Source organism: Aeromonas sp. CD (genome assembly GCF_033349375.1).
GTDB classification, from domain to species: Bacteria; Pseudomonadota; Gammaproteobacteria; order Enterobacterales; family Aeromonadaceae; genus Aeromonas; species Aeromonas hydrophila.
In genome coordinates this window covers 2,182,579-2,197,090 of record NZ_CP137631.1, presented here as the reverse complement: position 1 = coordinate 2,197,090, position 14,512 = coordinate 2,182,579, and the positions used below count along the sequence as shown (strand labels likewise).

The 14,512-nt window shown below is 63.7% G+C and carries 12 protein-coding genes; 10 read left to right on the top strand and 2 right to left on the bottom strand.

Annotation, left to right across the window (positions count from 1 at the left end; all coding sequences use genetic code 11):
- Positions 1–288: 288 nt before the first annotated feature.
- The 9 genes from nrfA to pbpG all read left to right on the top strand — a co-directional run bounded on the left by nrfA (position 289) and on the right by pbpG (position 9,931).
- The gene (gene nrfA, locus R2E40_RS10325) at positions 289–1,734 is read left to right on the top strand and encodes an ammonia-forming nitrite reductase cytochrome c552 subunit (RefSeq protein ID WP_318165412.1); all 1,446 of its coding nucleotides are present in this window, start codon (positions 289–291) and stop codon (positions 1,732–1,734) included.
- Positions 1,735–1,785: 51 nt separating this feature from the next.
- Positions 1,786–2,400: a cytochrome c nitrite reductase pentaheme subunit gene (nrfB, locus tag R2E40_RS10320; protein ID WP_139707263.1), complete on the top strand. Its 615-nt coding sequence runs from the start codon at positions 1,786–1,788 to the stop codon at positions 2,398–2,400.
- A complete protein-coding gene (gene nrfC / locus R2E40_RS10315) occupies positions 2,397–3,080 on the top strand; it encodes a cytochrome c nitrite reductase Fe-S protein (RefSeq protein WP_318165411.1) in 684 nt (227 codons plus the stop codon). Before nrfB ends, nrfC begins: the two co-directional genes overlap by 4 nt.
- An 87-nt stretch (positions 3,081–3,167) precedes the next feature.
- Complete coding sequence (nrfD, locus tag R2E40_RS10310) at positions 3,168–4,121, top strand: cytochrome c nitrite reductase subunit NrfD (RefSeq protein WP_318165410.1); 954 nt, start codon at positions 3,168–3,170, stop codon at positions 4,119–4,121.
- A gap of 149 nt (positions 4,122–4,270) precedes the next feature.
- On the top strand, positions 4,271–6,232 hold the full coding sequence (gene nrfE, locus R2E40_RS10305) for a heme lyase NrfEFG subunit NrfE (RefSeq protein WP_318165409.1): 1,962 nt from the start codon (positions 4,271–4,273) through the stop codon (positions 6,230–6,232).
- Positions 6,229–6,828 (top strand): DsbE family thiol:disulfide interchange protein, encoded by a 600-nt coding sequence (locus tag R2E40_RS10300; RefSeq protein WP_318165408.1) that lies wholly within the window; start codon positions 6,229–6,231, stop codon positions 6,826–6,828. Before nrfE ends, R2E40_RS10300 begins: the two co-directional genes overlap by 4 nt.
- Positions 6,825–8,015, top strand: coding sequence for a heme lyase NrfEFG subunit NrfF (nrfF, locus tag R2E40_RS10295; protein WP_318165407.1), 1,191 nt, complete (start codon positions 6,825–6,827; stop codon positions 8,013–8,015). The genes R2E40_RS10300 and nrfF overlap by 4 nt, the downstream gene beginning before the upstream one ends.
- A 137-nt stretch (positions 8,016–8,152) precedes the next feature.
- Positions 8,153–8,608: an NUDIX hydrolase gene (locus tag R2E40_RS10290; protein ID WP_318165406.1), complete on the top strand. Its 456-nt coding sequence runs from the start codon at positions 8,153–8,155 to the stop codon at positions 8,606–8,608.
- A 402-nt stretch (positions 8,609–9,010) separates the two neighbouring features.
- Positions 9,011–9,931 carry a D-alanyl-D-alanine endopeptidase gene (pbpG, locus tag R2E40_RS10285; RefSeq protein ID WP_011706303.1) on the top strand — a complete coding sequence of 307 codons (921 nt, stop codon included), beginning with the start codon at positions 9,011–9,013 and terminating at the stop codon, positions 9,929–9,931.
- Between the two features lie 107 nt (positions 9,932–10,038).
- On the opposite strand, the gene R2E40_RS10280 is transcribed toward pbpG, so the two are convergent.
- Positions 10,039–11,424, bottom strand: a complete 1,386-nt coding sequence (locus tag R2E40_RS10280; RefSeq protein ID WP_318165405.1) for a tryptophanase — start codon at positions 11,422–11,424, stop codon at positions 10,039–10,041.
- An 887-nt stretch (positions 11,425–12,311) separates the two neighbouring features.
- Here R2E40_RS10280 and R2E40_RS10275 point away from each other — a divergent pair.
- A complete protein-coding gene (locus R2E40_RS10275; RefSeq protein WP_318165404.1) occupies positions 12,312–13,565 on the top strand; it encodes a D-amino acid dehydrogenase in 1,254 nt (417 codons plus the stop codon).
- A 111-nt stretch (positions 13,566–13,676) separates the two neighbouring features.
- On the opposite strand, the gene R2E40_RS10270 is transcribed toward R2E40_RS10275, so the two are convergent.
- The gene (locus R2E40_RS10270) at positions 13,677–14,369 is read right to left on the bottom strand and encodes a TetR/AcrR family transcriptional regulator (RefSeq protein ID WP_318165403.1); all 693 of its coding nucleotides are present in this window, start codon (positions 14,367–14,369) and stop codon (positions 13,677–13,679) included.
- Positions 14,370–14,512: the final 143 nt, after the last annotated feature.

The window sequence follows — 14,512 nt, the reverse complement described above, 5'->3', positions numbered from 1 at the left end:
GCACAGCGTTAACAATGATGCAATAAGTTGAGTTTCCTCATAATTTAACCGGGATCTCATTTCCGCTCGTTGCCTGCTCCGACAATTGATCTAGCGCAATCCCGCTCCCGATAAATCATCATTCATTTTACCCATTTGGTAATATCCAGCTCGAGCAATCGCATAAATACATGGGTTTTATTCACTAATAACAATTAATCGGCCTGCCTGCTCCTGCCTAGTGCGGGGGCTGATGCCCACATCCAGGATGGAACGGTCAGGCTTGGCAATGAGATCGATTTGGGAGTGATGATCGTGAGTTCACACAACAGACAGACCAGGCTGGGCCTCGCCGCCCTGCTGCTTACCACCTGCCTTGGCACCAGCGGCTGGACACAGGCGGCCGACGAGGCACAACCCAAGGGCAAGATCGAGGCGCGCAGCGAGCTGTTCGCCAAGGATCACGCCGATCAGTTCACCAGCTGGAAAGGCACCAGCGAGAGCAAGGAACGCACCGACGCCCTGGCGGACGATCCGCAGATGGTGGTGCTCTGGGCCGGCTACCCCTTCTCCAAGGATTACAACAAGCCGCGCGGCCACTTCTATGCCCTGACCGACGTGCGGGAAACCCTGCGTACCGGCGCCCCCAAGACCGCCGAAGACGGTCCGCTGCCCATGGCCTGCTGGAGCTGCAAAGGCCCGGACGTGGCCCGCGTCATCGACGAGAAGGGTGAGGATGGCTACTTCAAGGGGATGTGGGCAAAAGGCGGCCCCGAGATCGTCAACACCATCGGCTGCGCCGACTGCCACGACACCGCCTCGAAAGAGTTCAAGGAGGGCAAACCCGCCCTGCACCTCTCCCGCCCCTATGCTGACCGGGCCATGACCGCCATCGGCAAGCCGTTCAAGGAGCAGGGGCGCTTCGATCAGCAGTCCCAGGTGTGCGGCCAGTGCCACGTGGAGTACTACTTCAGCGGCCCGACCAAGGCGGTGAAATTCCCCTGGGACAAGGGCACCACAGTTGAGCAGATGGAGCAGTATTACGATGAAATAGGCTTTGCTGACTGGACCCATGCCCTCTCCAAGACCCCCATGCTCAAAGCCCAGCATCCCGAGTACGAGACCTGGCGCGCCGGCATTCACGGCCAGAACAACGTCGCCTGCGTCGACTGCCACATGCCCAAGGTGCAGAACGAGCAAGGCAAGGTCTACACCGATCACAAGGTAGGCAACCCCTTCGATCGCTTCGACCAGACCTGCCGCAACTGCCACACCCAGAGCAAGGAGATGCTGCAAGGGGTGGTCAAGCAGCGCAAGGATGCCGTCACCGAGATCAAGCTCAAAGTCGAGAAGCAACTGGTGCACGCCCACTTTGAAGCCAAGGCCGCCTGGGATGCCGGCGCCACCGAGGCCGAAATGAAGGACATTCTGCAGGACATCCGTCACGCCCAATGGCGCTGGGACTTCTCCATCGCCTCCCACGGGGTGCAGATGCACGCCCCGGAAGTGGCGCTGCGCATGCTGGGAACCGCTCTGGACAAGGCCGCCGATGCCCGCACCAAGCTGGCACGTCTGCTGGCTGCCAAGGGGATCAGCCACGAGATCGCCATTCCTGACATCTCCAGCAAGGAGAAGGCCCAGGCCGCTCTTGGCATGGACATGAAGCAGATGAACAGCGACAAGGCCCAGTTCCTCAAGACCACAGTCCCCGCCTGGGATGCCGAGGCCAAAGCGGCCGGACGGCTCGCACAATGACGAGGCATGCGGGCCCGCAGTGTCGGGCCCGCAGCCGGATGGAGGCTTCCTATGGGTGATTTAACGATGGATTTCTTACGACTGATGCTGATGGCAGCCATGCTGCTGACCAGCCTGCAGGGCCAGGCCGCCGATGCGGCCGGCGCGCCTGCGGCCCTCCCCGCCACACCTGTCTCTGCCACACATGAGGTGGAATTTTTGCGCAATCCCGATGCCGCCTGTACCGACTGCCACAAGGAGCAGGCATACGGCATGCACGGCAAGCACGGCCAGGCGACCAACCCCAACAACCTGGCGCCGGTCACCTGCACCAACTGCCATGGTCAGCCCTCCCCCAAACACAGGGAAGGGGTCAAGGATGTGATGCGCTTTAGCGACAGCTTCAAGGACAAACAGAGTACCGAGAGCTACCCCATCGCCGAGCAGAACGGGGTCTGTATGAGCTGTCACGAACCCAAACCGCTGCGCGAGGCGCTCTGGGCCCACGACGTGCACGCCACCAAGCTCACCTGCACCAGCTGCCACCAGCTGCACCCGGCCAAGGAGCCCATGGTGGCTATTCCGGAGAAGTCCCGCATCAAGCTCTGCGTCGACTGCCACAGCAAGCAGCATGAGGCCGTCAAGGCGGCCAAGGCGAACACCACCTCGGGCAAGGAGGCACAATGAGCTGCTCTCGCCGTCACTTCATGGCGGGGATGAGCGCGGGGGCCCTCATCATGATGACGGGGGCTGCTCCCCGCTCCCTTGCCACCACCCTCGCCCACAGCCAGACCATCGACGGGGTCCGCTACGGCATGATCCACGACGAGACGGCCTGCATCGGCTGTACCGCCTGCATGGATGCCTGCCGGGAGGTGAATCAGGTGCCAGAGGGGGTCTCGCGCCTCGAGATCATCCGCTCCGGCCCCATCGGCACCTTCCCCGATGCCGAGTACCACTTCTTTCGCAAGTCCTGCCAGCACTGCGACAACGCCCCCTGCGTGCACGTCTGCCCGACCGGTGCCTCCCATATCCGCAAAGAAGATGGCATCGTCGACGTCAACCCGGATCTCTGCGTCGGCTGCATGTACTGTCTGGCCGCCTGCCCCTATCAGGTGCGCTTTATCAACCCTGTGACCAAGGTTGCCGACAAGTGCGACTTTTGCCGCAAGACCAATCTGGCGGCGGGCAAAGAGCCGGCGTGCGTGGAATCCTGCCCCACCAAGGCGCTGGTATTCGGCAATCTGGATGACCCGGACAGCCCCATCGCCAAACGGCTGGTGAAGGAGACCACCTATCGCTACAAGCAGGCACTCGGCACCTCGCCCAAGATGTACCGTGTGCCCAAAGGGGAGATAAAGTCATGACCATGCAAGAGGCGTTTCACTTCCCTTCCCTCGTGTGGGGATTTGTCCGATCGCCATCTACCGTAGTAACAGAAGGAGGAATGGATCATGTTGCATGACGCATTTCACTTCTCCTCGCTGGTATGGGACTGGCCCATCGCCATCTATCTGTTCCTGCTCGGCATCTCCGCCGGGGCCACCACCCTCTCGGTGCTGCTGCGCCGCAAGGGGGCCGGCAGCGAGAGCGGCATCATCAAGGCGACCGCCATTCTGGCGCCGGTGAGCGTGGTGCTGGGGTTACTGATCCTCATCTTCCACCTGGCCCGCCCCTGGACCTTCTGGAAGCTGATGTTCCACTATCAGTTCGACTCCGTGATGTCGATGGGGGTCATGCTGTTTCAGGTCTATATGGCTGTGCTGTTTGCCTGGCTGGCGGTGGTGTTTCGCTCCGAGATCGAGACCTTGCGCCGTCACCTGCTGCAAGAGAAGTTCGCCTTTGTGGATGGGCTGATCGCCCTGTTGGCACGCTTTGAGCGGCTGCTGGCGCCGCTCTTGCTGCTGCTTGCCGTGCTCTTGGGGGCCTACACCGGCTTTCTGCTCTCCGCGCTCAAGACCTATCCGCTGTTGAACAACCCGGTACTGCCGGTGCTGTTCCTTATCTCCGGCGTCAGCTCCGGCATTGCCTCCACCATCTTGCTGGCGGTCACCCTGTTCAAGGAGAACCATCACAGCCAGGGGGTGAGCTTCGTACATCGCTTCGAGCGGCCGGTACTGGTGGTGGAGGTGCTGCTGCTGGTCTGCTTCTTTACCGGCCTCTACTTCGGTGGCGGCCAGAAGGAGGCAGCCATGTGGGCCGCCATCGGCAGCGGCTTCTGGGCTCAGGTGTTCTGGCTCGGGGTGGTGGGCATCGGTATGCTGCTGCCCCAGTTGCTGGCCCTGCTGGCCCCCGCACCGCTGCGGGCCAAAAACGGCTACCTGGTGCTGGTCTGCAGCCTGACCCTGATGGGGATCCTGCTGCTGCGCTACTTCGTGCTTTATGCCGGTCAAATGACTGTCGTATAACGGTATGCTCACCAGCGCCAGCCACCCTCGGGTGACTGGCGCTTATTTGTTGCGATGAGCTGTTGCCAGAAATGTGGCTGTTATCCCCCAGCGCCGGTACGGTGCAGACGCTGCGGCATAACATAGACGAATGATTGACTGGAGGTTGTGTGCTGGCGGAGCTCGGCTATCTCTCACTGTTGCTGGCGACCGGGCTCGCCCTGCTGCAAGGCACCCTGCCCTGGCTGGGGCTGCGGCTCGCCTCACGCCCGCTGCTCGGCTGCGCAACACCGCTGGCCCTCCTGGTCGCGCTCCTGCTCGGGGCCGCCCTGCTGCTGCTCGCCAGCTGTTTTGGCCTGGATGACTTCACCCTGGTCTATGTGGCCCAACACGCCAACAGCGCCCTGCCCCTTGGCTTCAAGCTGGCGGCCGTGTGGGGCGGCCACGAGGGCTCCATGCTCTTTTTCGTCTTTGCGCTGGGGCTGTGGGGCGCGCTGGTAGCTCTTTGCTCCAAGCGGGTCGATCCGCTGATCACAACCCGGGTATTGGCCATCATGGGGCTGATCGTCGGGCTGTTCGGCCTCTATACCCTGATCTTCTCCAGCCCGTTTGACCGCCAGTTCCCGGGGCCGCTGGAGGGGCGCGATCTCAACCCCATGCTGCAGGACATCGGCCTCATCATCCACCCCCCCCTGCTCTATCTCGGTTACGTCGGCTTTGCGGTCAACTTCGCCTTCGCCATGGCGGCGCTGCACTCGGGTCGGCTCGATGGCGCCGTGGCTCACTGGAGCCGCCCCTGGGCGCTCGGATCCTGGGTGTTTCTCACCGCCGGCATCGTGCTGGGCTCCTGGTGGGCCTACTACGAGCTCGGCTGGGGCGGCTGGTGGTTCTGGGATCCGGTGGAAAATGCCTCCCTCTTGCCCTGGCTGCTTGGCACCGCCCTGCTGCACGCCCTGGTGGTGTGCGAGAAGCGCGGCGCTTACGGCCACGCCGTGTTGCTGCTCTCCATCTTTACCTTTTCACTGAGCCTGCTCGGCACTTTCGTGGTGCGCTCCGGCGTGCTCACCTCGGTGCACGCCTTTGCGGTGGACCCCAGCCGCGGCCTCACCCTCTTGTTGCTGCTCGGCTTGTTATTGACCTGCGCACTCACCCTGTTTGCCCTGCGGGCGGACATTCGCGCCCCCTATGCCCGCTTTGGCTTGCTGTCAAAAGAGGGGCTGCTCGGCGCCGCCATCCTGCTGCTCAGCGTGGCCTGCGCCAGCGTGCTGCTCGGCACCTTCTACCCCATGGTGTTCCAGTCGCTCCATCTGGGCTCTCTCTCGGTGGGCGCCCCCTATTTCAATACCATCTTCGTGCCGCTGGCCCTCTGCCTGATGGCGCTGATGACCCAGCTGCCGCGCCTGCGCTGGCAGCATCTGGCAACCCAGCGCCGCATCAAGGTGCTGCTCCCATGCCTGTTCGGCCTGCTGGGGGGCGCCTTGCTGAGCCTCGCCTATCCCGAGCCGCTGCGAGGCGGTTGGCTGGGGCTCGCGGCCAACGTGCTCAGCCTCTGGCTGATGGCCAGCCTGCTGCTCCCGCTCTTGCAACCGACATCGCTGCGTGAGCTCACCCTCAATCGGTTCGGCAGCCTGCTGGCCCACCTCGGGGTGGCGGTGTGCGCCCTCGGCATTGCGCAGGTGAGTCACCACAGTCAGGAGGGGGGCGCGGTACTCGCCGCCGACAAGCCCTATCGACTCGGCGCCTTCGAGTTTCGCTATGAGGGGAGCGAGCCCATCATCGGCCCCAACTACACCGCCGAGCGCATCACGCTTAGCGTGCATAAGGACGATAAAGAGGTGGCGCGGCTGACGCCGGAGCGGCGTCACTACAGCGTGCGCACCATGAACATGAACGAGCCCGGCATCGCGTGGGGGCTGTTTGGCGATCTCTACGTGGTGCTTGGCGAAAAGATGGGGCCAGACGCCTACGCCATGCGACTGCACTACAAACCGCTGGTGCGCTGGATCTGGCTCGGTGGCCTGTTGATGATGACGGGCGGCGCCCTGCGCCTGCTCGCCCGCCGGCCGCTGCTGGCTAGCCATCCAGCCCCAGCTGCCGCTCCCTACCCTAGGCTTGAACAGGAGTCCTTATGAACGCCCGTTTGCGCCTGTTCGTCCCGCTCGTGCTCACTCTGGGGCTCGGTACCCTGCTCTGGCTCGGCCTTGGCAACAACCCCTACAGCCAGGATGAGGCCGTCGCCGGGCGCACCCTGCCTGCCTGGCAGAGTGACGATCTGCTTGGTGGCGCTCCCATCCACACCGCGGCGCTCAAGGGGGAACCCTTCGTGCTCAACGTCTGGGCCAGCTGGTGCCCCAACTGCCGCGCCGAGCATCCGCTGCTGGGTGAGCTGGCCAGCGCCGTGCCCCTCTATGGCCTCAACTATCGGGACAAGGGGGATGCCGCTCGCGCCTGGCTCACCGAGGCGGGCAACCCCTATCGCGCCGTGCTGGCGGACCCCGATGGCCGACTCGCACTGGAGCTCGGCGTCTACGGCACGCCGGAGACCTATCTCTTCGCCGGCGACGGTACCCTACTGACCCGTCATACCGGCCTGCTCACCCGCAAGATTTGGCAACGCCAGTTTGCCCCCCTGCTTGCAAAGGCCCGCAGCAACACCGCCAGCCAGCCCGAAGTGGAAAGAGAAGTGGAGAGAGAAGTAAAGAGACAAGTGCAGGAGAGCAAGCCATGAGCCGTCTCGGCCACGCCCTGATCGCGCCGCTCTTGCTGGCCTTGAGCCTCGGGGCCCTTGCCAGCGGGGTCGACACCTATCAGTTTCGCCACCCCGAGCGGCAGACCCGCGCTCAGGAGCTGGCCCGCGCCCTGCGCTGCCCCCAGTGCCAGAACCAGAACCTGGTGGAGTCCAACTCCCCCATCGCGCTGGATCTGCGGCTCGAGGTCTATCGCTGGGTGGACGAGGGACAGTCTGATGAGCAGGTGATCGCCCGCATGACGGAGCGCTTCGGCGATTTCGTGCGCTACGATCCCCCCTTCAAGCGCAGCACGGCGCTGCTGTGGGGGGGGCCAGCCCTCTTGCTGTTGCTGGCGCTCAATCGCCTGCGCAGGAGCCTGCATCGCCGGCAACCGGCGCGGGTGCCGCTTATCGGCGACAGAGCCGAGAGGGTGCTCGCCCACGACCCCAGAGCCGAGCTGAACCGGCTGATCATGGCCGAGCAGCAGGCGGGGCTTGCCCCCCACAGCCGCCTCTACCGGGAGCTGGAGCTGGCCCGCCTCGCCAACGCCACCCCACCTGCCGAGCAGGCCCTGTGCGATCGGCTGGCCAAGGACCGCACCGCTCGTCCGCAGCCCTGGCTGCGCTCATGGATACTGCTTGGGGCCCTGCTGCTGGCGCTGATGGCCGGCATTTATGCCGGCACCGGCCGCTATCAGGCGTGGCAGTCTTATCAGTCGCGCCCCGATCCGCTGGCGGGATTGAGTCCGCGGGATCTGCAGGACAAGGAGCTGGGCGCCCTGCACCAGCGTCTGCAAGCCAACCCCGCCGATCTCGACGGCTGGGCGGCGCTCGGTCAGCTCTATCTCTATCGGGACGAGTACGCCAACGCCCTGCTCGCCTACCAGCGCCTCGCCCTGCAAGAAGGGGGCGCCAGCGCGGCGACCCAGGCCGCCCAGGCCACCGTGCTCTACTACCAGGCGGGCCAGCAGCTCACCCCGGAGGCGCAGCGCCTGCTCGATAGCGCGCTCAAGCAGGACAAGGGCGAGGTGAGCGCCCTGATGCTGCTCGCCTCCGATCACTTCCTGCACGGCCGCTACTCCCAGGCCATCGCCCTCTGGCAGCAGTTGCTGGACGAGGAGCGCCCCCGCATCAACCGGAGCGCGCTGATCGAGGCGATCCAGACCGCCCGCATGATGGGAGGCTGACCGCGCGCGTGACAGGGGCTGAATGCCCCTGTCACGTTGGGCCCGCACAAACGCCACCGGCAGGGAAATCACTTGCCAACCTCCCGTCGGCGGCCGAACAATAGGCGTCCATTGAACCTGTTTCTGGAGCCTATCCCATGATCCCCATTCGCTGTCACACCGTCTCCGGCGTCGCGCTCTCCACCGTCCAGGGCGAGACCCGGTTGCTGATGATGAAACGGGTCAAGGGCGGCTTCTGGTGTCATGTGGCGGGCACGGTCGAGGCGGGGGAAACCGGTTGGCAGACCATAGTGCGCGAATTTCGCGAGGAGACCGGCATCGTCGTGCACGAACTCTACAACGGCCAGTATCTGGAGCAGTTTTACGAGGACGCCACCAACACCGTCTGTCTGGTGCCGGTGTTCGTGGTCTACTGTCCGCCAACGCAGGCGGTGACCCTCAATCACGAGCACACCGCGTACCGCTGGTGCAGCCTGGCCGAGGCCAAGGCACTGGCGGGCTTCCCCGGCCAGCAGGCACTCTATGATCACCTCTGGCACTACTTTGTCGAAAATAGCCCCTCGGCGCTGATGCGGGTGGCCATGACACCATAGCGGGTGCATGCCAAAAGCCCTGCCGTTATCCCCTTGATCCTGTGATGATCCACATCCGGCCATGGCGGCCATCAGCACATGTTGCCGCCCCTGATCAGGCCGTTTTCAGCAGAGATGATCACCCAGAATGAGTGAGAGGAAGGAAACAAGCAGCAGAGAGAGGTAAAAGAGTGACTATCTGGCGGCCAGGGAGCGCCGCCAGCAGCGCGCCGCGACCAGGTTCCCCATTCCGGCCCACCCCATAATTACTCGTATGAAGCCACCCATAGCCACCATTACCGTTATTTCAAGGTGCGCCATCCCATAAAATTGAAATATCGGGCCATTAGACGTTGTGAAGCGTCAATTACCGTCATATAACTTAGCCAAATATCCCTGTCAGCCGTACGGTAGCGTCAAATCATGATTACTCGCCCTTTTCTTACCCTGTTGCTCGGTGCCTTCCTTGTTCCCGTCAGCATGGAGAGCGCCCAGGCCAATCCGTTTTCAGCCCAGTCCCACTCCCCCAACAGCTTTCTGGAGCAGCGCAACGATCTGGCGCTGAGCTCCGCCGCCTTCGTGGTGGCCAACCCGCGCACCGGTGAAGTGCTGTCGGAGCGCAACGCCAACCGGGTGATGCCGATAGCCTCCATCACCAAGCTGATGACGGCGCTGGTGGTGCTCGATGCCAACCAGCGGCTCTCCGAGATGCTGACCGTTACCATGGCCGACGTGGATCGCCTCAAAGGCACCGGGTCGCGGCTGGCGGTGGGCTCGCGCCTGAGCCGGGCCGACATGCTGCATATCGCCCTGATGTCGTCGGAAAACCGCGCCGCGTCGGCGCTGGCCAGAAACTACCCGGGTGGCCAGCGCGCCTTCATCGAGGCTATGAACGCCAAGGCCCGCATGCTCGGCATGTGGAGCACCCAGTTCTCCGACAGTACCGGCCTCACCCCCCGCAACGTCTCCAGCGCCCACGATCTCGCCAAGCTGGTGGCGGCGGCCTCCACCTATCCGCTCATTCGCCAATACTCCTCCACCGAGGAGCGCATGGTGCGCAACGGTAAGCGTCAGCTGCACTACCTCAACTCCAACCGGCTGGTGCGCGAAGGGAGCTGGCCCATCTCCCTCTCCAAGACCGGCTACATCCGCGAGGCGGGTCGCTGCCTGGTGATGGCCACCCAGATCAACCGCGAGCCGGTGATCATGGTGCTGCTCAATGCCGATACCCCCAACGCCCGGGTGGCCGATGCCAAACGGATCAAATCCTGGCTGGAGACTTCCGGTCGCATGAGCCTGACCGCCCAGTCCACTCCCCAGACCAAGCTGTTCAGCAGCCAGTAACGCGCCCGGCAATCATCGTCAAAAAAGCCCCCGCACCTAGGTGCGGGGGCTTTTGTTGTTGAGCCTTGTAAACAAATCCGCTGGCTACGACGCCAAAGTGCTGGCAATCAGACCGGCTTGAGCCGCGCGGTGAAGTGGCGCAGCAGCGGCGGCTCGTAGTCAAAGGTGAGCCCGCGAATGTCGCTGGCCCGCGCTTTCACCGCAATCAGGCAGTCGGCCACATAGTCCATGTGATCCCGGGTATAGACCCGGCGCGGAATGGTGAGCCGCAGCAGCTCGAAATCCGCCGCCTCCTGCTTGCCGGTGGCGGGATCGCGCCCCAGCAGCAGGGAGCCAATTTCCACCCCGCGCACGCCCCCTTCCAGATAGAGCTCGCAGGCAAGCGCATGGGCCGGGAACTGCTCGGCCGGAATATGGGGCAGCAGCTTTTTGGCATCGACAAACACCGCATGGCCGCCGGTTGGGGTCTGGATGGGGATGCCCGCCTCGGCCAGCCGCTCGCCGAGATAGGCCACCTGACTGATGCGATAGGTGAGATACTCCTCATCCATCCCCTCGCGCAGGCCGATGGCGAGCGCCGCCATATCCCGCCCGGCGAGGCCGCCGTAGGTGACAAACCCCTCCATCGCCACGCAGCGCACCTGCACCGCACGAAACAGGTCGAGATCCTCCTTGAAGCAGCAGAGCCCGCCGATATTGACCAGCCCGTCCTTCTTGGCGGACATGGTGAAGATATCCCCCAGCGCAAACATCTGGCGCACTATCTCCTTGATGCTGCACTTGGCATAAGCCGGATCCCGCTCCTTGATAAACCAGGCGTTCTCGGCGAAGCGGGCAGCATCGATCACCACCGGAATATGGTGGCGACGGGCCAGCTCGGAGACCGCCTCCATATTGGCCATGGAGACCGGCTGACCGCCGGCACTGTTGCAGGTGACCGTGATGATGATGCCGGCCACGTTGGCGGCCCCCAGGGTCTCGATGGTGTCGGTCAGGCGAGGGAGATCAAAATCCCCCTTCCAGGCGTAAGGGGCCGTGGTGTCGAGGGCTTTCGGGGTGAGCAGATTGATGGCCCGCGCGCCGGCCAACTCCACATGGGCCTTGGTGGTATCGAAGTGGTAGTTGGAGATGAAGACCGGTGCCTTGCCCTGGCAGCGCTTGACCAGCTCGGGGAAGAGGATCTGCTCCGCCCCGCGCCCCTGGTGGGTGGGCATCACATGCTGGTAGCCAAAGATCTCGCGCACCGCGCGCTCCAGCTCGACGAAGTTGCGGCTGCCCGCATAGGCTTCGTCCCCCATCATGATGCCGGCCCACTGACGGTCGGACATGGCGCCGGTGCCGCTGTCGGTCAGCAGATCGATATAGACATCCTCGGCCAGCAGCAGGAAGGGGTTCCAGCCAGCGGCTTCGAGGGCGGCGCGGCGCTCGGCGCCAGTGGTCTGTTTGATGGGCTCGACCATCTTGATACGAAACGGCTCGGGTATACGACGCATAAAAGACTCCTCACCGGCGCAAGGCCAGTGTGTTTGAAATTGGAATTGGCAAAGAGACCGGGGCGATCAGGGTCGTCCGGCTGACAAATTCAAACGGCGGGTGCCGCCAATCAGCGGTGAGGAAAGTCGAGGGTCAGAATGGGATCCCGGGTGTACCAGTGGGCGAGCAGGCAGGCTGCCCGGGGCGTAGCTGTCACGATTGGCATCACTCCCCTCCATGTCGGTTGTAAACAGTCGGTGGCCAATAAGATCCATTGATGGGTGCTGCCAGCGGGCAGCCTCGCCACGTTAACGGCAGGTTAATTGGCAGACAAGAGGCGCACCGCCGGGCTGTGCGCCTGCTCACAAAGCGCCCATTCACCCGGTCCGACGCGGGCATTGGTGCTCCGCCCGCCCCTCGGTTTATTTCGCTGCCAAGATCCTGTTTCTCCACGCATCAGCCAGCGGCCGCCAATCCCATGCATCGCAAACACCCTCTGTCTGTACTCCTTCGGCTGGCGGCGCAAGTGAAGACAGAACCGGAGGGCGGTGGAGCAGGCGCTGCCCGATCTGCAAGGAGAGAGCGAGTATCTATCACCCCTTGTGATGACCTACCACGGGATGAATTTCTGCTACTGCATCTGTGCAGACAATACGGCAACCCTGACCCGGTCCAGTGCCAACTGGAACGGCCGGCCGGCGGTAGGCGGGCATGACGACGGCGGAGCAGTACCTGATCCGGCTGGAGCAGCTCTGACTGCCACAGCTAATACCAACAAGTCCACACTTTTCAACATCGAAAACCAGTTAAATAAATGTAAATAGATATATATCCCAATTATATCTACACTAGTTGAATATCCTGTGGCGGCTGATTAAGGTGAGGGCCCCAGTCAAGGAGAGACAAGATGGACATAGTGGTACTCGGTGGTGGCGTGGTCGGCGTGACCAGCGCCTGGTATCTGGCCAAGGCAGGTCACAAGGTGACGCTGCTGGAGCGGCGTGACGGGGTGGCCCTTGAAACCAGCCACGCCAATGCCGGCCAGATCTCCCCCGGTTACGCGGCCCCCTGGGCGGCCCCCGGTATTCCCCTCAAGGCCGCCAAGTGGCTGCTGCAAAAGCATGCCCCCTTCACGGTGCGACCGACCTCGGATCCCTTCCAGCTGCGCTGGATGCTGAAGATGTTTGCCAACTGCACCCCGGCGGCCTATGCGGTCAACAAGGGGCGCATGGTGCGGCTAGCCGAATACAGTCGCGACTGCATGAAGCTGCTGCGCGACGAGCTGAGCATCGATTATGAAGGGCGCCAGCTCGGCACCCTGCAGCTGTTTCGCAGTCAGGCCCAGCTCGATGCCAGCAAGCGCGACATCGAGGTGCTGGAAGAGTACGGCGTGCCCTACCAGTCCCTCGATGCCGCTGGCTGTGAAGGGGCAGAGCCGGCGCTGGCCCGGGTACGCGGCAAGATAGTGGGCGGCCTGCGCCTGCCGGGCGATGAGACCGGCGACTGCTTCCGCTTCACCAAGGCCATGGCAGCAGAAGCGCAGCGACTGGGGGTCAAGTTCGTGTTCAACTGCGCCATCGACGAGATCGAGCTGGCGCAGGGACGCGCCGTGGCGGTGCGAGCCGGTGAGCAGCGCTTCAAGGCCGACGCCATCGTCTGTGCCCTCGGCAGCTATGCCACTGGGTTCCTGCGCCCGCTCGGGCTCGATCTGCCCGTCTACCCGGTCAAGGGCTACTCCCTCACCCTGCCGATGATCAACGCCGATGCCTCGCCGCGCAGCACCGTGCTGGACGAAACCTACAAGGTGGCCATCACCCGTTTCGATGAGCGGATCCGGGTCGGCGGCATGGCGGAGCTGTCGGGCTACAACCTGGCTCTCAACCCGAAACGGCACGACACCCTGGCCATGGTGGTCGGCGATCTCTTCCCCGAGGGGGGCGACATCAGCCGCGCCGACTTCTGGACCGGGCTGCGCCCCATGACGCCGGATGGCACCCCGCTGGTGGGCCCAAGCCCCATCCCCGGCCTCTGGCTCAACACCGGCCACGGCACCCTGGGCTGGACCATGGCGGCAGGCTCGGGTCAGCTGCTGTGCGATCTCATCAGTGGCAGCGACACCGCCATCAGCGATGAAGGGCTCACCCTGGCCCGCTACGGCTGAGACTTGTCCTGCGTCTCTTCCCGTTTCATCCCAAAGAGGGAGTGCCTGGCACTCCCTCTTGTTTTGACCCCAGTTTGTTTTGACCGCAGTTTGTTGTGACCCCAGTGCGGTTTATTCAGCCTCTGCCGCCGCACCGCCCGGCATCAGGGCGGGCTGCGCCTGCCACACCCGGGCGGGATCCGGCTCGGCGATGGCGCTCGCCACCAGTTGCTGCAGCCAGTGGCGATGCAGCAGCCAGATGGGATCCCCCAGGCGCCCCTGCTCCTTGGCGCACTGCTTGACCACATCCGCCGTCCGGTAGAAGTAGCGGATCAGGGTGGTGAGCTCGGGTTCGGGCCAGCGGCAGCCAAAATGGCGCAGCCGCTCGTGCCAAAATGCCAGCTGGCCGCGCTCGTGCTCCTGCTCGACCCCATGCAGGGCCGGGATGAGATCCATCGCCTGCCACAGGGCCCCGTAACCGACGAAGCGCTCATCCAGCGCGTCCAGCGCCTGATCCAGCATGGCCAGGGTCTGCGGCCAGTTGTCGGCCTGCTGGCGGATCTCTGCCTGCGCCTCGCACACCGCCGCCAGCCAGTCCATCGCCAGCCGGCAGATGATCGCCTCCTTGTTGGGATAGAGGTGATAGAGCGACTTGATGCCCACCCCGGCGCGGGCGGCGATGGCATTGGTGTTGAGCGCCGCGAACCCCTGCTCCCGCAGCAACGCCAGGGTGGCCTGCTCGATGCGGGTCGCCACCTCCTGACTGCGCTGCTGCCGCGGCTGACGCCGCATGCAGAGCCCCTCTGGCAATGCGTGTTCCGCCATTGCGTCTCTCCCTCCATGGTCACCGAGTCTCATCACTACATGATGAGACAGACTCAACACAAGTCAAAAAAAGTGCAGCAATCACTGGCATTTTTCGGCGCAGCTGCAATAAACAACTGTGCTCATATTTGCAGTAATCACTG